Origin of the sequence: Pseudomonas sp. (assembly GCF_030696055.1) — a bacterium.
Taxonomy (GTDB): Bacteria; Pseudomonadota; Gammaproteobacteria; order Pseudomonadales; family Pseudomonadaceae; genus Aquipseudomonas.
Genome location: NZ_JAUYNP010000052.1, coordinates 1 through 18,426, shown reverse-complemented (window position 1 = coordinate 18,426; position 18,426 = coordinate 1). Strand labels below are relative to the sequence as shown.

At 63.0% G+C, this 18,426-nt stretch carries 17 protein-coding genes and 2 pseudogenes; 14 read left to right on the top strand and 5 right to left on the bottom strand.

Annotated elements, in window-relative coordinates:
• Window positions 1-128 precede the first annotated feature (128 nt).
• The 4 genes and pseudogenes from Q8Q83_RS03170 to Q8Q83_RS03155 all read left to right on the top strand — a co-directional run bounded on the left by Q8Q83_RS03170 (window position 129) and on the right by Q8Q83_RS03155 (window position 5,500).
• Window positions 129-2,666: a penicillin acylase family protein gene (locus tag Q8Q83_RS03170; protein ID WP_305621058.1), complete on the top strand. Its 2,538-nt coding sequence runs from the start codon at window positions 129-131 to the stop codon at window positions 2,664-2,666.
• Between the two features lie 370 nt (window positions 2,667-3,036).
• Window positions 3,037-3,642 (top strand): annotated as a pseudogene (nadE, locus tag Q8Q83_RS03165) (NAD(+) synthase); the annotation flags it as partial.
• A gap of 191 nt (window positions 3,643-3,833) precedes the next feature.
• Complete coding sequence (locus tag Q8Q83_RS03160; protein ID WP_305621055.1) at window positions 3,834-4,937, top strand: AI-2E family transporter; 1,104 nt, start codon at window positions 3,834-3,836, stop codon at window positions 4,935-4,937.
• A gap of 131 nt (window positions 4,938-5,068) precedes the next feature.
• Window positions 5,069-5,500: a potassium channel family protein gene (locus Q8Q83_RS03155; RefSeq protein ID WP_305621054.1), complete on the top strand. Its 432-nt coding sequence runs from the start codon at window positions 5,069-5,071 to the stop codon at window positions 5,498-5,500.
• A 134-nt stretch (window positions 5,501-5,634) separates the two neighbouring features.
• On the opposite strand, the gene dcd is transcribed toward Q8Q83_RS03155, so the two are convergent.
• The gene (dcd, locus tag Q8Q83_RS03150) at window positions 5,635-6,201 is read right to left on the bottom strand and encodes a dCTP deaminase (RefSeq protein ID WP_108488079.1); all 567 of its coding nucleotides are present in this window, start codon (window positions 6,199-6,201) and stop codon (window positions 5,635-5,637) included.
• A 323-nt stretch (window positions 6,202-6,524) separates the two neighbouring features.
• On the opposite strand from dcd, the gene Q8Q83_RS03145 reads away from it, so the two are divergent.
• The gene (locus tag Q8Q83_RS03145) at window positions 6,525-6,734 is read left to right on the top strand and encodes a cold-shock protein (protein WP_090498617.1); all 210 of its coding nucleotides are present in this window, start codon (window positions 6,525-6,527) and stop codon (window positions 6,732-6,734) included.
• Window positions 6,735-6,928: 194 nt separating this feature from the next.
• Here Q8Q83_RS03145 and apbC read toward each other — a convergent pair whose 3' ends face one another.
• Window positions 6,929-8,023 carry an iron-sulfur cluster carrier protein ApbC gene (gene apbC, locus Q8Q83_RS03140; RefSeq protein ID WP_305621050.1) on the bottom strand — a complete coding sequence of 365 codons (1,095 nt, stop codon included), beginning with the start codon at window positions 8,021-8,023 and terminating at the stop codon, window positions 6,929-6,931.
• Between the two features lie 221 nt (window positions 8,024-8,244).
• Between apbC and metG the strand changes: the two genes are divergently transcribed.
• From metG to Q8Q83_RS03100, 8 genes are all read left to right on the top strand, one after another.
• Window positions 8,245-10,287 carry a methionine--tRNA ligase gene (metG, locus tag Q8Q83_RS03135; RefSeq protein ID WP_305621048.1) on the top strand — a complete coding sequence of 681 codons (2,043 nt, stop codon included), beginning with the start codon at window positions 8,245-8,247 and terminating at the stop codon, window positions 10,285-10,287.
• A 116-nt stretch (window positions 10,288-10,403) separates the two neighbouring features.
• Window positions 10,404-10,958, top strand: coding sequence for an Rnf-Nqr domain containing protein (locus Q8Q83_RS03130; RefSeq protein ID WP_305621046.1), 555 nt, complete (start codon window positions 10,404-10,406; stop codon window positions 10,956-10,958).
• On the top strand, window positions 10,955-12,118 hold the full coding sequence (gene rsxB, locus Q8Q83_RS03125; protein WP_371132353.1) for an electron transport complex subunit RsxB: 1,164 nt from the start codon (window positions 10,955-10,957) through the stop codon (window positions 12,116-12,118). The genes Q8Q83_RS03130 and rsxB overlap by 4 nt, the downstream gene beginning before the upstream one ends.
• Window positions 12,099-13,121, top strand: a complete 1,023-nt coding sequence (locus Q8Q83_RS03120; protein WP_305621044.1) for an RnfABCDGE type electron transport complex subunit D — start codon at window positions 12,099-12,101, stop codon at window positions 13,119-13,121. Before rsxB ends, Q8Q83_RS03120 begins: the two co-directional genes overlap by 20 nt.
• Complete coding sequence (locus Q8Q83_RS03115) at window positions 13,118-13,744, top strand: RnfABCDGE type electron transport complex subunit G (RefSeq protein ID WP_305621042.1); 627 nt, start codon at window positions 13,118-13,120, stop codon at window positions 13,742-13,744. The genes Q8Q83_RS03120 and Q8Q83_RS03115 overlap by 4 nt, the downstream gene beginning before the upstream one ends.
• A complete protein-coding gene (locus tag Q8Q83_RS03110) occupies window positions 13,741-14,316 on the top strand; it encodes an Rnf-Nqr domain containing protein (protein ID WP_305621040.1) in 576 nt (191 codons plus the stop codon). Before Q8Q83_RS03115 ends, Q8Q83_RS03110 begins: the two co-directional genes overlap by 4 nt.
• A complete protein-coding gene (gene nth, locus Q8Q83_RS03105) occupies window positions 14,313-14,951 on the top strand; it encodes an endonuclease III (RefSeq protein WP_305621039.1) in 639 nt (212 codons plus the stop codon). The genes Q8Q83_RS03110 and nth overlap by 4 nt, the downstream gene beginning before the upstream one ends.
• A 107-nt stretch (window positions 14,952-15,058) precedes the next feature.
• Window positions 15,059-15,238, top strand: a complete 180-nt coding sequence (locus Q8Q83_RS03100; protein ID WP_305621037.1) for a PA3496 family putative envelope integrity protein — start codon at window positions 15,059-15,061, stop codon at window positions 15,236-15,238.
• Window positions 15,239-15,311: 73 nt separating this feature from the next.
• Here Q8Q83_RS03100 and gloA read toward each other — a convergent pair whose 3' ends face one another.
• The 3 genes from gloA to Q8Q83_RS03085 all read right to left on the bottom strand — a co-directional run bounded on the left by gloA (window position 15,312) and on the right by Q8Q83_RS03085 (window position 18,063).
• Window positions 15,312-15,704, bottom strand: coding sequence for a lactoylglutathione lyase (gloA, locus tag Q8Q83_RS03095; RefSeq protein WP_305621036.1), 393 nt, complete (start codon window positions 15,702-15,704; stop codon window positions 15,312-15,314).
• Between the two features lie 88 nt (window positions 15,705-15,792).
• Window positions 15,793-17,010, bottom strand: a complete 1,218-nt coding sequence (locus Q8Q83_RS03090) for an argininosuccinate synthase (RefSeq protein WP_305621034.1) — start codon at window positions 17,008-17,010, stop codon at window positions 15,793-15,795.
• A 129-nt stretch (window positions 17,011-17,139) separates the two neighbouring features.
• Window positions 17,140-18,063, bottom strand: a complete 924-nt coding sequence (locus tag Q8Q83_RS03085; protein WP_371132355.1) for an OmpA family protein — start codon at window positions 18,061-18,063, stop codon at window positions 17,140-17,142.
• A gap of 225 nt (window positions 18,064-18,288) precedes the next feature.
• Here Q8Q83_RS03085 and Q8Q83_RS03080 point away from each other — a divergent pair.
• Window positions 18,289-18,426: pseudogene (locus tag Q8Q83_RS03080) on the top strand (dihydroorotase); the annotation flags it as partial.

The following is an 18,426-nucleotide window of genomic DNA, read 5'->3' as shown; positions in this document are numbered from 1 at the left end:
GGCCATGCGCCTTGTCAGGCCCATGGCCGCTGGCTACCTTAGTACCCCCGCACCTGCACCCCGGTAAGCACCGCCAGGAAGGCGCGTGCCCCATCCGACCTTTCCTCGTATTGCAAGGAGCCTGCTGCATGCTATCGCGCGCGTTTCGCCCCCTGGCCCATCTGAGCCTCGCCGCCGCATTGACCGCGGTTGTCGTGCTGAGCGGCTGCCAGTCATTTCTTAGCAGCCGCTACAGCGACAGTCTGCATCCGGACCAGGGCATAGTCCGCGTCCAGGGCCTGGCGCAGAGCGTGGTGATCAGGCGCAACCCGCTGGGCATGCCGCTGATCGAGACCACCACCTTCCATGACGCGCTGTTCGCTTTGGGCTATGTGCATGCCAGCGATCGCCTCAGCCAGATGGTTGGCCTGCGCCTGATGGCCGAAGGCCGGCTGGCGGAAATGGCCGGCCCGGGTGTGCTGGAAATCGACCGTTTTATGCGTGCGGTCAATCTGAAGAAAAGCGCCGCGGTGCTCTACAGCAATGCCTCGCCACGTCTGAAGAAATTCTTCGAAGTCTATGCCCGCGGGGTCAATGCCTACCTGTTCCGCTACCGCGACAAATTGCCGATGGACCTGGCCGAGTCCGGCTACCGCCCGGCCTACTGGAAAGCCGAAGACTCGGTGCTGGTGTTCTGCCTGCTGAACTTCGGCCTGGCGGTCAACCTGCAAGAGGAGATCGCCTCCCTGGTGCTGGCGCAGAAAGTCGGCAGCGAACAACTTGCCTGGCTGCTGCCCACCTACCCGGATGAGCCCCTGCCAATCGAGGAGGCGGCCAAGCTCAAAGGCCTCGATCTGAATGGCCAGCTGGCCGGCTTGAGCGCCGTCAGCGGCGCCCTCAGCCAGTTCGCCGATGCCCATATGCTCGGCGTCGCGGCCTCCAACAACTGGGCCATCGCGCCGCAGAAAAGCCGCAGCGGCAGAAGCCTGCTGGCCAACGACACCCACCTGCCCCTGGCGATGCCCTCGGCGTGGAATTTCGTGCAGATCCGTTCGCCGAAATACCAGGCGGCGGGCGTGTCGATTGCCGGCGTACCGGCAATAGTCGCCGGCTTCAATGGCAAGCTCGGCTGGGGCATGACCATGGTCATGGGCGATAACCAGGACCTGTTTCTGGAGAAGACCAAACGCCAAGGCGGCCGCCTGCATTACCTGGCCGACGGCAAATGGCTGCCCGCCCAAGAGCGCCAGGAAACCTTTTTTATCAAAGGGCAGCGGCCAATCCGCGAAACCCTCTACGAGACTCGCCACGGCCCGCTGCTGAACTCGGTGCTGGGCGAGCGTAAACACATGTTGCAACCGCTGCAGCTGAGCAGCGGCTACGGCCTGGCCCTGAAGACCACTCAATTCGAAGCCGACAAGACCCTCGATGCGTTCTTCGATCTGTCCCGTGCGCAATCGGTGGAACAGGCCTTCGAGGCCACCCGCGAAGTACGCGCCATGCCGCTGAACATCGTCTTCGCCGACGCCCAGCATATCGGCTGGCAAGTCACCGGGCGCTTCCCCAACCGCCGTGCCGGCCTGGGCCTGATGCCGTCTCCCGGCTGGGATAGCCAGTATGACTGGGACGGTTTCGCCGACCCGATGCTGCACCCCTACGACCAGGACCCGCCGCAAGGCTGGCTGGGCACCGCCAACCACCGCACGGTGCCGCGCGGCTATGGCATGCAGCTCTCCAATTCCTGGTACTACCCCGAGCGCGCCGAACGCATCGCCGCACTGGCCGGCAGCGGCAAACACGACAGCGCCAGCATGATCGCCATGCAGTACGACCAGACCACCCCCTTCGTCGGCAAGCTGCAACGCATGTTCAGCGCCCCCGGCATGGCCGAAGCCCTGACAGCCGCCATAGACGCCCTACCATCAGCAGAACGCGCCAAGGCCCGCGAAGCGCACAGCCGCCTGAGCAAGTTCGACGGCAAAATGGCCGCCAGCTCGGCCGATGCCGCGCTGTACAGCGCCTTCCTCTATGAAAGCGCGCGCCAGACCTTCCTCGATGAACTGGGCCCGGAAACCAGCCCGGCCTGGAAAGCCTTGGTGGAAACCGCCAACAGCTCCTATTCGGCCCAGGCCGACCACCTGCTCGGGCGTGATGACAGCCCGTTCTGGAATGATCGGCGCACGCCGCAGCAGGAAGACAAAGCGGCGATTCTCGCTCGCAGCCTGGCGGGCGCGCTGAGCTTTATGGAAAGCAAGCTGGGCAGCGACCGCAGCGCCTGGCAGTGGGGCAAGCTGCATAGCTACAACTGGACCACCGAGACCAGCCAACTGGCGCAGTATATGAGCGCCAGCCAGCGCACCAGCATCAACGCCATCAAAGGCTATCTGGATCGCGGCCCCTACCCGGCGGGCGGTGATCACAGCACCCTCAATGTGGCGGCTTACCACTGGGGGCAGGATTTCGATACCTGGCTGATTCCGGCCATGCGCATAGTCGTCGACTTCGGCCGCGAGGAACCGCTGATCGGCCTGAATAGCTCCGGGCAATCCGGCAACCCGGCAAGCAAGCACTACGCCGACGGCATCGACGCCTGGCTCAAGGGGCGCTATATGAGCTTCCCCTTCCAGGCGCAGAACCTCGACCAGGCCTATGGCAACCAACGCCTATTGCTGATGCCCGGCAGGTAACGACCGTTCGTCGGCAGCCATTGAACCAATTCAGCGGCTGCCGCTCTGAGTAAATGGACTTACTCCATAGATCATCGTTTTAGGGCGCTTATAGCGCCCTTTCTTTTGCCTGGGATTTACCCTGCCAACGCCCCTTCGGCCTGCTAATGCCCAGAATTCATGCCCTGCAGCTCTAAACTCAGCGTTTAAACGCATCGACCCAGGGGATTTCGCATTAAGCTTTGCGCGCGCCCCTATATCAGCAACGCATGCTGCTCGCGCCTACTCGCCGCATGCGCCTGCATTTGCAACGCTCAGTAAAAACCTTGAAATGAGCAACCGCCAAGCCGAAGTAGCCGCCGCCCTCGACCTGGAGCCGCCTTTCACCGACCAAGCCGCGCTGCAGTTCATCCGCGCCAACCTGGAAGACACAGTGAATATCGCAAGCAGCGTGCACGCTCTCGGCGAGCAGGTCAGCCACTTGCAGCAACTGACCGACGCCCGCCGCGACTTAGTGGTCGGCAATATCAAGGCACGCATTCGCATGGTCGCCCAGTTCGCCATCGACAACGCCAACAACGGCCTGGTGATAGGCACCGACCACGCCGCCGAAACGGTGATGGGTTTCGTCACCAAATTCGGTGACGGCACCTGCGACCTGGCCCCGCTATCGGGCCTGGTCAAAGGCCAGGTACGCGCCATCGCCCGGCACCTGGGCGCACCTGAACACCTGGAGATGAAAACCCCAACCGCCGATCTGGAAGAACTGCGCCCGGGCAAACCGGACGAGGAAGCCCACGACGTCAGCCATGCCAAAATCGATGTTTACCTGCATGGCCAGCCGCTGAACGAGCACGCCTACGCCAGCATCGTGCGCACATATGACAACACCCGCCACAAGCGCGAGCTGCCGCTGGCGCCCTGCGCAGTCTCCGCAGAGGCTTATATAGAGCCTTTACTGGGTACCGCGCACCCCACAAGAAGAAATACAGGCTGAGCACCAAGGTCGTGGGCTGAAACGCCTGCGGCAGGCTACGCTTTTGCAGTAACAGCCGGGCCACTCAGTCCGGGCTGAGCTAAGAATCTGTTACCCCCCGCGAGCAAAGGTCAGGCACGGCGCCATTCAGCCTGGCAGACACGCAGCAGAGTCTGGACAGGCTCTCAGTCACCTCAGCAAAGGAAAGCCATATGGCGCACACCGGCCCACCAGGAAGGCAGTTAACTCGCACGCTCCTCGACACGCTGATCCGAGCAGGCCTGATCACTGCCCTGGTGATTGCCTGCTACGGGGTGTTCAGCCCCTTCCTCAGTCTGATGTGCTGGGCCCTGATCCTCGCCATCACCCTCTACCCGCTGCACAACCTGATCAAGGCGCGTACCGGCCATAGCGATAGGCGGGCCGCCACCCTGCTGGTGCTGTTTGCCATCGCCATCCTGCTGATCCCTATCTACCTGCTCGGCACGTCCCTGACCGAGTCGGTTCAAGCGGTGATTGCCGCAGTCAAGTCAGGTGGCGTACCTATCCCGCCGCCACCGGATGCCGTGGCCCAGTGGCCGCTAATCGGCAAACAGTTACATGGTTTCTGGGCGCAATCGGCTTCCGACCTGAGCGGAGTCCTGCAGCGTCTGGCACCGCAACTCAAAAACATGACCCTGAGCCTGCTCGGGCAAATCGCCGAGGTGGGCATTGGCATGTTGGTATTCATCGCCGCACTGATGATTGCCGGCATCATCATGGCCTATGGCAAAGCTGGCCAGCGCAGTGCCCAACGCATCGCGACGCGCGTGATCGAGGCGCCGCACGGCGATGCGCTGGTCGAGCTGTGCACTGCGACCATCCGTGCCGTCGCCCAGGGGGTGATCGGCATCGCCTTCATCCAGATGCTGCTGATCGGTGCTGGTTTCGTCTTTATAGGGGTTCCCGGTGCCGGCCTGTTGGCCCTGGTCGTGTTGCTGCTGGGGATCATGCAGTTGCCAGCCACCTTGATCACCCTGCCGGTGATCGCCTTCGTCTTCTTCACCGAAGGGGCCACCCTGACCACTATCATCTTCGCCATCTACACCTTCGTCGCCGGCCTTGCCGACAACGTACTCAAGCCTCTGCTGCTCGGTCGCGGGGTCGACGTACCGATGCCGGTGGTACTGATCGGCGCCCTGGGCGGCATGGTGAATGGCGGCATCATTGGCCTGTTCATCGGGCCGGTGCTGCTGGCCGTGGGCTACAAACTGTTCTGGCAATGGGTCGACAGCCCCCAAATCAATAACGCGACCGATCCGCAGGATGGCGAGTAAGCACCTACACGTTCGGGCATTGCTGGCCGCAGCCACCCTGGGTAGCTAGATGAACCTGGGCCCGGACGTCCAGTCGCCACGGCAGAGTTGGATCGACCACTGGGACAGCCCTCAGCCCCACGAGGAAAACCATGCTCCTGAACCTGCTGATCGGAATACCCATGACAGTGCTGTGCCTGGTACTGCAGGCCGCGATGGTCGGCCTCAGCCTGCACCACTACCTGCACTATCGGCAGAGCCGCGAGCGCCACGGACGTGGCAACACCATTCTGATCCTTAGCCTGGTGATGCTGCTGATGATGTTTGGCAACCTAATGCAAATGGGCATCTGGGCGCTACTGTTCGTCTTTCTCGGCGAATTCCAGAGCCTATCCCAGGCCCTGTACTTTTCCGGCGTAACCTTCGCCACCCTCGGTTACGGCGATGTGGTGCTATCGCCCAAGTGGCAGTTGCTCAGCGCCCTGGAAGCAGCCAACGGCATTCTCATGTTCGGTGTCTCCACGGCCGTCACCACCGCCGCACTCAGCGACGTGATGAAGCATTACAGGCAGCAATTCAACTAGACCCATGCGCTACGCGTGCAGCAGAGTGGTTTCAGCCGCGAATGTCGCGGAAAAATTCGCAGCATTTGGCTGGGAGATGGCCATAAGAAAGCCGGGCAATGCCCGGCTCTCTTATTAATGCATCCGACGCCCTGTCAGGCCCTCGGCAGGGTCACGCCGAGCTGGCCCTGGTACTTGCCGCCGCGGTCCTTGTAGGACACCTCGCAGGCCTCGTCGGATTGCAGGAACAGCATCTGCGCCACGCCCTCGTTGGCATAGATCTTCGCCGGCAGGGTGGTGGTGTTGGAGAACTCCAGGGTCACATGGCCTTCCCACTCCGGCTCCAGCGGGGTGACGTTGACTATGATGCCGCAGCGCGCATAGGTGCTTTTGCCCAAGCAGATGGTCAGCACATCCCGGGGGATACGGAAGAATTCCACGGTGCGGGCCAAAGCGAAGGAGTTGGGCGGAATGATGCACACATCGCTTTTCACATCGACGAAGCTTTTCTCATCGAAATTCTTCGGGTCGACCGTGGCCGAGTTGATATTGGTGAACACCTTGAATTCATCGGCGCAGCGCACATCGTAGCCATAGCTGGAAACGCCGTAGGAGATCAGGCGTTCGGCCCCCTCATTACGCACCTGGCGCTCGACGAAAGGTTCGATCATGCCGTGCTCTTGGGCCATGCGGCGAATCCACTTATCCGATTTAATGCTCATGGCGGGCGTCCTGAAGAAGCTAATGATGAAAAAGTGAGCGCATCTTACCGGGGCCGGCCACAGGGTTCAAAGACTGTTGCGCGAGGCCATCCGGCAAATGGAGAGATGCCTGCCCATCGGTAAATAACAGAAAGATGCACAGAGCATTCGCGCTTAGCGCTAAAAGCGGGTATGGTGGCCCCACTGTGCTGCATGTGTCACCGCGAATCGCTACTTGATGCCTAGATTTCGATCCAAACATCGTCCGACTCCTAGTACTCGTTGCACTCAGTCCCGGCCTGGGCTTTTCCAGGGCTGTTATTAATATTGTTAGGAGACATCACATGTCGAATCGTCAGAATGGCACCGTAAAGTGGTTCAACGATGAGAAAGGCTACGGCTTCATCACCCCGCAATCCGGTGACGACCTGTTTGTACACTTCAAAGCTATCCAGAGCGATGGCTTCAAGAGCCTGAAAGAAGGCCAGCAAGTTACTTTCGTGGCCACCCGTGGTCAGAAAGGCATGCAGGCTGAGGAAGTTCAGGTTGTATAACCTGATCTAACCTAGCTGCAAGAAAAGCCCCGCCTAGTGCGGGGCTTTTTTGTGGCCGCTCATCCCTGACGGCCACCCTGCGGGCCGCCGCTACGCAGCGTCAAAAATTTCTCCCGGAAAATTTTTGTGGGCGCTGGTTTTATCAAGCGTCTCGCTAAAATGCCGCGCACCCTGCAGGCGCGCGGCATCTTTGCTCAGTCTTCGCTCACCTCGATGCTCGGCATGCCTTGCGCCTGCCGGCCAATCTGGGCGATACGCGCGCCGACATTGCGCGCAGTTTCCTGGTAGATCATCGCGATCTGGCTTTCCGGATCGGCGATGGTGGTCGGCTTGCCGCCATCGGACTGCATGCGAATGGCCATCGACAAGGGCAAGGAGGCCAGCAGATCGACGCCGAACTGCGCCGCCAGTTTCTCGCCACCGCCCTCGCCGAACAGGTGCTCGGCATGCCCGCAGTTCGAGCAGATATGCACGGCCATATTCTCCACCACACCCAGCACCGGGATATTCACTTTGCGGAACATCTCGATACCTTTCTTGGCATCCAGCAGGGCCAGGTCCTGCGGCGTGGTGACTATCACCGCGCCAGCTACCGGCACCTTCTGCGCCAAGGTCAGTTGGATATCGCCGGTGCCCGGCGGCATGTCCACCACCAGGTAATCCAGGTCATCCCAGGCGGTCTGGGTGATCAACTGGATCAACGCCCCGGAAACCATGGGCCCGCGCCAGACCACCGGGGTGTTCTCATCAGTCAGGAAGGCCATGGACATCACTTCCACGCCATGGGCCTTGAGCGGCACGAACCACTTCTGCTCCTTCACCTCCGGCCGCGTGCCTTCGGGGATGCCGAACATGATGCCCTGACTGGGACCATAGATATCCGCATCGAGGATGCCGACCTTGGCGCCTTCGCGGGCCAGGGCCAGGGCCAGGTTGGCTGCGGTGGTGGACTTGCCCACACCGCCCTTGCCGGAGGCCACGGCTATCACGTTCTTCACATTGGCCAGGGCCGGCACCTGATCCTGGGCCTTGTGCGCCTCGATCAGGCAATCGACCTGCACCTGGGCGCGCTCGACACCCTCGAGGTTTTCCAGGACCATTTGCAGCATCTGCGCCCAACCACTCTTGAACAATCCAGCGGCGTAACCCAACTCCAGGCGCACGCTGACCTTGCCGCCCTGAATATCCACCTCACGCAGACAGCCGGCGCTGACCGGGTCCTGATTCAGATGGGGATCTGTGTATTGGGACAATGCGGCTTCGACCGCTGCGCGGGTAACGACACTCATGGAGGGCTCCGAAAGGCTGAGTAAAGCAGGCGGACATCATAGCAGCAGCTGCAAGCTGCAAGCTGCAAGCTGCAAGCTGCAAGCTGCAAGCTGCAAGCTGCAAGCAAGAGGGGCCAATCCACCCCTGGATTGCAAGGCTTTTTCTTGTCACTTCTGGCTTGTAGCTTGCCGCTTCCTTTATAGTTGCCGGCTCCCCTGAGTTACCAGTGCAGCCGATCCCCATGTCCGAAGCCCGCAAGATTCTCGTCACCAGCGCCCTGCCCTATGCCAATGGTTCGATTCACCTTGGCCATATGCTCGAGTACATCCAGACCGACATGTGGGTGCGCTTCCAGAAACTGCGCGGCAACCAGGCCATCTACGTCTGCGCCGACGACGCCCATGGCTCGGCGATCATGCTGCGCGCCGAAAAGGAAGGCATCACCCCGGAACAGTTGATCGCCAATGTGCAGGCCGAACACACGGCCGACTTCGCCGATTTCGGAGTCAACTTCGACAACTATCATTCGACCCACTCGGATGAAAACCGCGAGCTGTCCGCGGACATCTACCTGAAACTGCGTGACGCCGGGCATATCGCCACCCGCTCGGTGACCCAGTACTTCGACCCTGAGAAGGGCATGTTCCTCGCCGACCGCTTTATCAAGGGCACCTGCCCCAAGTGCGCGGCGGAAGACCAGTACGGCGACAACTGCGAGAAATGCGGCGCCACCTACGAGCCCACCGAGCTGAAAAACCCGCGCTCGGCCATCTCCGGTGCCGTGCCGGAGCTGCGCGACTCCAAGCACTTCTTCTTCAAGCTGCCGGACTTCGAGGCCATGCTGAAAAGCTGGACCCGCGGCGGCGCACTGCAGGACGCAGTGGCCAATAAGATCGCCGAGTGGCTGGATGGCGGCCTGCAAGAATGGGACATCAGCCGCGATGCGCCTTACTTCGGTTTCGAAATCCCCGACGAGCCGGGCAAGTACTTCTACGTCTGGCTGGACGCGCCGATCGGCTATATGGCCAGTTTCAAGAACCTCTGTGCCAAGCGCCCTGAGCTGGACTTCGATGCGTTCTGGAACAAGGATTCGAGCGCCGAGCTGTACCACTTTATCGGCAAGGACATAGTCAACTTCCACGCCCTGTTCTGGCCGGCCATGCTCGAAGGCGCCGGCCTGCGCAAGCCGACCGCGGTAGCCGTGCACGGCTACCTGACCGTCAACGGGCAGAAGATGTCCAAGTCCCGCGGCACCTTTATCAAGGCGCGCACCTACCTGGATCACCTCAACCCGGAATACCTGCGCTACTACTACGCGGCCAAGCTCGGCCGCGGCGTCGATGACCTGGACCTCAACCTCGAGGACTTCGTGCAGAAGGTCAACTCGGACCTGGTCGGCAAGGTGGTGAATATCGCCAGCCGTTGCGCCGGCTTTATCCACAAGGGCAACAACGGCCTGCTGGTGGCCGGCAACGCCGCACCGGAGCTGACCGAGGCCTTCCAAGCCGCCGCGCCGAGCATCGCCGAAGCCTACGAGGCCCGCGATTTTGCCCGCGCCATGCGAGAGATCATGGCTCTGGCCGACCGCGCCAACGCCTGGATCGCCGACAAGGCGCCCTGGTCCCTGGCCAAACAGGACGGCAAGCAGGACGAAGTGCAGGCCATCTGCGCCCTGGGCGTGAACCTGTTCCGCCAACTGGTGATCTTTTTGAAGCCCGTGCTGCCGAAGCTGGCCAGCGACGCCGAAGCCTTCCTCAATGTCGCGCCGTTAAGCTGGAACGACCACAAGCTTTTCCTGGAAAATCATCAACTAAACCCGTTCAGCGCCCTGCTGACCCGTATCGAGCCGGCAAAAATCGGCGCCATGATCGAAGCCTCCAAAGAAGACCTGGCCGCCAGCGAAGCCGCCCCGGTAGCCCAAGGCAATGGCGAACTGACTAAAGAGCCGCTGGCCGCCGAGATCGCCTTCGATGCCTTTGCCGCAGTCGACCTGCGTATCGCCCTGATCGAGAAGGCCGAGTTCGTCGAAGGCGCCGACAAGCTGCTGCGTCTGACCCTGGATATCGGCGACGCCAAGCGCAATGTGTTCAGCGGGATCAAGAGCGCCTACCCGGACCCAAGCAAGTTGGAAGGTCGTCTGACCCTGTACGTGGCCAACCTGGCCGCGCGCAAGATGAAGTTCGGCATCAGCGAAGGCATGGTGCTGGCAGCTGGCCCAGGCGGCGAAGAGATCTACCTGCTCAGCCCGGACAGCGGCGCCAAGCCGGGTCAGCGCGTCAAGTAAGACGCTAGGCTAACCTTAGTAGGAGGCACCCGCCGGGGCGCAATAGCCCTGGCGCCGGCCTGGATTGTTCCGCCCGGCCGCACCCTGCGGCCTATTAGCAGCGACCACACACGCGCATGACCGAACTTCTTTTCGCCCTGATCGGCGCCGCGCTGGTCAACAACCTGATCCTCACCTTGCCGGTTGCCGCCGACTCGCTGCGTCACGCGCGCGTGCAAGCCCTCGGCCCGGCCGGCGCACTGCTGATCCTGCTCGCCGCGCCGCTGGCTTGGTTGCTGCACAAACTGCTGCAGCCTGGCCTGGGTTATCTGTCGCTACTGCTGTTTGTGCCACTGCTGGCCGCCCTGGCCTGGCTCAGCCTGGCGCTACTCGCGCGACTGCGCCCGAGCCTGGCGCAACCCGCCGGGCTATGGCCGCTGCTGCTGGGCAATGGCGCCGGCCTGGGCGTCATGCTGGCGAGCAAACCGCTGGAGAGTTTTCCCCTCGCCCTGGCACTCGGGCTGGGTGGCGGCCTGGGCTTCTGGATGGTGCTGCAGCTGTTCGCCGACCTGCTCGAACGCATCGAGCAATGCGATGTACCGACGGCCTTCAGGGGCACGCCTATGCTGCTGATCTGCGCCGGCCTGATGGGGCTGGCCTTCCTCGGTTTCAACGGCCTGGGGGCGGCATGAGCGCGCTGATCAGCATCCAGGCCATCGACGCCCTGCTACCGCAGACCCAGTGTGGCAAGTGCGGCCATCCGGGTTGCAAGCCTTACGCCGAAGGCATCGCCCAGGGCGAGGCGATCAACAAATGTCCGCCCGGCGGCGCCGCCACCATCCAGGCCCTGGCCAAGCTGCTGCAGGTGTCCGAGCTACCACTGGAACTGCCCGCCGTACCCCCGCAGATAGCCCTGATCCGTGAAGCCGAGTGCATCGGCTGCACCAAGTGCATTCAGGCCTGCCCGGTGGACGCCATAGTCGGCGCGGCCAAGCTGATGCACACCGTGATCACCGACGAATGCACCGGCTGCGAGCTCTGCGTGGCGCCCTGCCCGGTAGATTGCATCGATATCCTGCCACTGGCCGGCAACGCAGCCGAGGCCCAGCGCCAACGCGCCGACCAGTTCCGCGGCCGCCACCAGGCCCATCTGGCGCGCCTGGCCAGCGACGAGGCGCGGCGCCAGGCCGAACGCGCGGCCCGCGCCCAGCTCACGGCGACCCAGCCCAATCTAGCCAATCCGGTACAAGCGGCGCTGGAGCGGGTCAAGGCCCAGCAAGCCTCTGGCAGCGAAGCCCAGGAACGCTACAAGCGCTTGAAGATTGATGCGGCCATGGCCAGGGTGGCGCTGAACAAGGCCGAGAAGCAGCTGGCCAGCCACGGCACTGCCGAGCTGCAGCGCCAGGTCGAGAGCCTGCGTCAGGCCACCGAGCAGGCCCAGCGCGAGCTGGATGCCGCCCAGCCGGCCCAGGCCGCAGCGCCCAACGCCGGCGAAGCCGCGCTCAAGCAGGCCAAGATCGCCCTGGCCATGCGCCGCGTAGAGCTGGGCAAGGCCGAGCGCCTGCAACTGGACGAAAGTGAATTGCTATCGCTGCGCCAAGCCCTGGCGGCTGCCGAGCGCGACCTGCACAACGCCGAAGCTAACAGCGGCAAACCCGCACCCAATCTGCTACGCACCGACAAGGCCGCGGTGGATCTGCAGTTGCGCGAGCTGAAGACCGAGCAAGCCTACGCCCGTGCCGATCTGCAGCGCCTCGAGCGCCGGCAGAATGCCGATGCGGCGACCCTGCAACAGGCTCGCCAGCGCCTGGCGGATGTAGAGCAGCGCCTGCATGACTATCAGCCACACTGAGCCCGCCTTCGACCCACGCCCGAGCATGCAGCGGGTGTTGCTCGCCTGCCTGCCTGGCGCGCTGGCCCTGCTCTGGTTCAACGGCTGGGGCCTGCTCCTGCAGCTGCTGCTGGCCAGCGCCAGCTGCTGTGCCTGCGAGCTGCTGACCCGGCGCCTGCGCCAGCAACCCGCGCCACGAGCCGAGCACAGCCTGTTCGCCCTGCCGCCTTTGGCCGAGGGCAGTGGCCTGGTCAGCGCCGTGCTCCTGGCCCTGGCTCTGCCGAGTTACGCGCCCTGGTGGCTGACCATCGCCAGCGCGGCATTCGCCACGCTGTTCGGCAAATCGCTGTTCGGCGGTTTCGGCCAGAACCCGTTCAATCCGGCCATGCTCGGCTATGCCTTCGCCCTGGTCGCCTTCCCCGCACAGATGGTGCACTGGCCAGCCCAGGGCACTGGGCACGACCTGCTCGCCGGGCTGCAACAGGTCTTAGGTTTCGGCAGTGGCCTGGTCGATGGCTGGAGCCAGGCCACAGTGCTCGACAGCCTCAAGCACAATAACCGCCTGACCATCGACGAACTGTTCGCCCAGCATCCGGCCTTCGGCGGCGTCGGCGGTCGCGGCGTGGAATGGGTCAACCTGGCCTTTCTCGCCGGCGGCCTGTTCCTCCTGCAGCAGAAGGTAATTCGCTGGCAGGCGCCGGTGGGCATGCTCGGCGCGCTGTTCGTGATCAGCCTGTTGTGCTGGAACGGTTCCGGCTCGGACTCCAACGGCTCACCGCTGCTGCACCTGTTCAGTGGCGCGAGCATGCTCGGCGCCTTCTTTATCGTCACCGAACCGGTCAGCGGCGCCGACAACGAGCGCAGCCGCCTGTACTTCGGCATAGGCGTCGGCGTGCTCACCTATATGATCCGCACCTGGGGCGGTTATCCGGACGGTGTGGCCTTCGCCGTGCTGCTGATGAACCTCTGCGTGCCGAGCCTCGAGCGCCTCACCGCAACGCGCGGCACTGGAGCCGCGCAATGACTCCGCGCCTACGACAGGTAGTGACGCTGGCACTGATCGCGCTGCTTGGCGGCGCCCTGCTTATAGCCTTGCAGCAGCTGGCCGCGCCGCGCATCGAGCAGCAACGCCAGGCCGCGGCCGAGCGCGCACTGCTCGACCTGCTGCCCGCCGGCAGCTATGACAATCGCCCCCTGAGCCAGCCCATAGCGCTGCCGGCCGGCGGCCTGCTCGGCAACGCCAGCGCCGAGTCCGGCTACCAGGCCAGCCTAGACGGACAGCTCAGCGCCGTGCTGCTGCCGGTCACCGCCCGCGGCTATGAGGGGCCGATCAGGCTGCTGGTGGCCATCTCGGTGGACGGCCGCCTGCTCGGCAGCAAGGTGCTGCAGCAGCGCGAAACCCCGGGCCTGGGCGACTCGATCGAGCGCCAGCGCAGCCCCTGGCTGCGAGGCTTCGACGGCAAGTCCCTGGCCGACGGCGAAGCCAGTTGGACACTACGCGCCGACACCGATGCAGGACAGATAGGCCAGTTCGACCAGATCGCCGGCGCCACTGTGACCTCTCGTGCGGTGAAAGACGCCCTGCAGCGCGCCCTGAGGTTCTTCGATGAGCAGCGCGACTACCTGCTCAAGGCACGGCAACCATGAACCACCCACGCACCGCCCTTGCCCTGACCGGCCTGGCGCCGCTGCTGGGCGGCACCGATCTGCTGGTCAAAGCCATCGGCATCGGCCTGCTCGGTTTAGTCATCCTCAGCCTCTGCGGCCTGCTGCTGGCCCCGCTGCGGCGTGTGCTGCAGGGTAATGCGCTGTTGCTCGCCGCCCTGCTGCTCGGCGGCTTGCTGGTGAGCGGCGCCGAACTGTTGCTGCAGCTGCTCAGCGCCGAACTGTTCGCCGCCCTCGCCCTGTTTCTGCCGCTCTTGCTCTTACCCTGCCTGGGGCTGGCACTGGATCGGCGCCCCACCGCGCTCGCCGGGCTCAAGCCGGGTCTGCTATTCGCCGCCCTGGCCTTGCTGCTCGGCCTGCTGCGCGAAGGCCTCGGCCATGCCACGCTCTTTAGCCATGGCGACTGGTTGTTCGGCCCGGCTGCCGCCGGCTGGCAGTTATCCCTTGCCAGCCAGGGCGGCGTCCAGTTGCTGACGCTGGCGCCCGGCGCCTTTATCCTGCTCGGCCTGCTGCTGGCGGCCGCTCACCCCTTTCACCACGACGAGCGACCATGAACGCCGCCAAGCGCTATGAGATCTTCCGCCGCCTACGCGAAGACAATCCCGAGCCCAAGACCGAACTGGCCTACAGCTCACCTTTCGAGCTGTTGATCGCGGTGATTCTCTCCGCCCAGGCCACCGACGTCGGGGTCAACAAGGCCACCGCCAAGCTGTTTCCGGTGGCCAATACTCCCGAGGCTATCCATGCACTGGGCGTCGAAGGGCTAAGCGAATATATAAAAACCATCGGCCTGTACAACAGCAAGGCGAAGAACGTAATCGAGACCTGCCGCATGCTGGTCGAGTTGCACGGCAGCCAGGTGCCGCAAACCCGTGAAGCCCTGGAAGCCCTGCCCGGGGTCGGCCGCAAGACCGCCAACGTGGTGCTCAACACCGCGTTTCGCCAGTTGGCCATGGCGGTGGACACGCATATCTTCCGCGTCAGCAATCGCACCGGCCTAGCGCCGGGCAAGACGGTGCTGGAGGTGGAGAAGAAGCTGCTGAAATTCGTGCCCACGGAGTTTCTCCTCGATTCGCACCACTGGCTGATCCTGCATGGCCGCTATGTGTGCCAGGCGCGCAAACCGCGTTGCGGCAGTTGCCGCATCGAAGACCTGTGCGAATACAAGCAGAAAACCTCAGACGATTGAGCCGCTCTTCAATCAACCGATTAGGCGATTGAAAAAATCTTTTTTACCCGCTCAGGTTTTGCCGCTATAAGGTGCCCAAATGGCCCTTGTAGCCTGGAGTGAAGCAGATGAGCACCGCGAAAGAAGAACTTGAGCTCGAGGAAGACTTTGTCGCAGAGGAAACCGACGACGCCGAAGCCCCGGTTGAGGTTGCCAAAACCAACCTGACCAAGCGCCGCATCATCGACAACTTTCTCGAAGAGCGCCGCTTGCACAAGCAGTTGGCCGAATACGATTTCGACCTCTAAGCCTCAACCCTGCATAAAAAAGCCCCGCCAGATGCGGGGCTTTTCGTTTTCGCCATTCAAGCCTGCAACGGCTTCAGTCGTTACGCGACGGCGATAGCAATTCGATCTTGTAACCATCCGGGTCCTCGACGAAGGCCAGAATGCTGCTGCCATGCTTCATCGGCCCGGCCTCCCGGGTGATCTTGCCGCCCAGGGCGCGAATATCCTCGCAGGCCTTGTACACATCGGCCACTTCCAGGGCGATATGGCCGTAGCCGCTGCCCAGCTCGTAGCTGTCCACGCCCCAGTTATGGGTCAACTCGATCACGCTGTTGTGCGCTTCATCGCCGTAACCGACGAAGGCCAGGGTGAACTGCCCTTCCGGGTAATCCTTGCGGCGCAACAGGGTCATGCCCAGCACTTCGGTATAAAAAGCGATGGATTTGTCCATATCGCCGACACGCAGCATGGTGTGCAGCAGTCTCATCAGATTTCTCCTAATCGGCTTACCGGCCTAGAAATGCAAACCCCGGCTTATGGCCGGGGTTTGCGTCGGGCTCAGGTGCTTGAGTCTATCAGAGCATCTTGCGCCCTTTGCCCGCCGCGATGCGCATGCGCAGGGCGTTGAGCTTGATAAAGCCACCGGCGTCGGCCTGATTGTAAGCGCCGCCGTCTTCTTCGAAGGTGGCGATAGTGGCATCGAACAGCGAGTCATCGGACTTGCGCCCGGTGATGATCACGTTGCCCTTGTACAGCTTCATGCGCACCACGCCGTTCACGTTGGCCTGGGAGGCGTCGATCATCTGTTGCAGCATCAGACGCTCCGGGCTCCACCAGAAACCGTTGTAGATCAGGCTGGCGTACTTGGGCATCAGTTCGTCTTTCAGGTGCGCCACTTCGCGGTCCAGGGTGATCGACTCGATGGCGCGGTGGCCCTTGAGCATGATGGTGCCGCCGGGGGTTTCGTAGCAGCCGCGGGACTTCATGCCGACGAAGCGGTTCTCGACTATGTCCAGACGACCGATGCCGTTCTCGCCGCCGATGCGGTTCAGCTCGGCCAGTACGGTGGCCGGGCTCATGGCCTTGCCGTCGATGGCGACTATGTCACCGCCGAGGTAGGTCAGCTCGATATAGGTCGGGGTATCCGGCGCGGCTTCCGGCGACTTGGTCCAGCGCCACATGTCTTCTTCGTGCTCGGTCCAGGTGTCTTCCAGCACGCCGCCTTCATAGGAGATGTGCAGCAGGTTGGCGTCCATGGAGTACGGCGACTTCTTCTTGCCGTGACGCTCGATCGGGATGGCGTGCTTCTCGGCGTAGTCCATCAGCTTCTCGCGCGACAGCAGGTCCCACTCGCGCCACGGGGCAATGACTTTCACGCCTGGCTTGAGCGCGTAGGCGCCCAGTTCGAAACGCACCTGGTCGTTGCCCTTGCCGGTGGCGCCGTGGGAGATGGCGTCGGCGCCGGTCTCGTTGGCGATCTCGATCAGGCGCTTGGCGATCAGCGGACGGGCGATGGAGGTACCCAGCAGGTACTCGCCTTCGTAGACGGTGTTGGCGCGGAACATCGGGTAGACGAAGTCGCGGACGAATTCTTCGCGCAGGTCGTCGATATAGATTTCCTTGACGCCCATGGCCTTGGCCTTGGCGCGGGCCGGCTCGACTTCTTCACCCTGGCCGAGGTCCGCGGTGAAAGTCACCACTTCGCAGTTATAGGTATCTTGCAGCCACTTGAGAATCACCGAAGTGTCCAGGCCACCGGAATATGCCAGGACTACCTTGTTTACGTCGGCCATGCCATCAACTCCACGGGGTTGTGCGGGAAACCCGTGATTCTACTGACCCCGGCGGCCAAATTACAGGGCCGCGACAGCTTGAGACGACCAAGCGACAGTTTCTGTCGTCGGCGCGACGTTTTTCTTGGCTCAGGAAGACGCCGCCGGCGCTGCTGGAGCCTCGGCGGGAGGCTCGGCCGGGACTTCAGCTGGCGTTTCGGCCGGAGCCGCAGGCGCAGCCATAGGGGCACGGTCGAGCAACAAGCTGACCCGGCGATTTTTCGCCCTATTGGCCTCAGAATTGTTTGGCGCCAGGGGGTAACGCTCGCCATGAAAGCGCATGGTGATGTTCTCGGCAGGCACGCCATTGGCCTTGAGGTACTCCATCACCGCCAGGGCGCGGCGCCGCGACAGGTCGCGGTTGGTCAGGCGATTGCCGCCGTTGTCGGCATGCCCATCGAGTTGAATGCGATTGACGCTGGGGTCGGCCTTGAGAAAGTTGAGGATGATGTCCAGCTTGGCCTGGGCCAGCGGCTCGAGATCCACACCACCGCCGGGAAAGCCCACCTGGCTCTGGCGTACCTGATCGAAATTCACCGGCAGCAGCTTGGCCGTGCACCCCAGGTAGTCGTTGTAGGCCTTGTTGAAGCGTGCCGGCAGCAGGCGAATCTCTATGGCCTCGCCGCCCTGGGCGGTGCGGTGGCGCACCAGCGGGCTGCGGCCTTCGAGCAAGCCGGTCAGCAGGCGCGCGCCCTGCTCCTGGGAGCTGTTAAATAGCACCTCGCTGGTGCCGACGCTGACCTGGCCCAGGTTGATATCGCCGCGCCCCGGTTGCCAGGGGGCAGCGGCGGCCAGCAAAGTCGCGCTACCCGCGCCCAGCCAGCGCTCGCGGGCTTGCATGCGAAAGGTCACCTGCTCGCCAGCCCGGCGCACGAATACCCCAGCGCCGAAATCGGTAATGGGCTGCGCTAGACGGCACTCGAACTGATCGCCCTCGACCTGCCACTGCACCTTCTCCAGACGCGTCTGGAAGCTGATGGCAAGCACTGGCTGGCTGGCCAGCAGGCATAGCATCGCGAGTGGATAAAGTCGCACGACAGGCTCCAAGGAATACCGCTTACTTCATGGCTATCGGTGCGGGCCGGGAAAACTTGAGGCGCTCCGCCGAGACAGACGCCGCCAACTTGCCGATGCGCCCGGGCATCCGTCCGAGATTGTCGCCTCAGGCAGCTTTCAGCGTGCCGCCACTGGCCTTTTCCGGTAGCATTCTCGCCACGTTTTGCCCGCCTGGAAGCCTCCATGACTGACCGCCTTACCCTGCTGCGCCCCGACGACTGGCACATCCACCTGCGCGACGGTGCCGCCTTGCCGCGCACAGTCGCCGATGTGGCCCGCACCTTCGGCCGCGCCATCATCATGCCCAACCTCAAGCCGCCG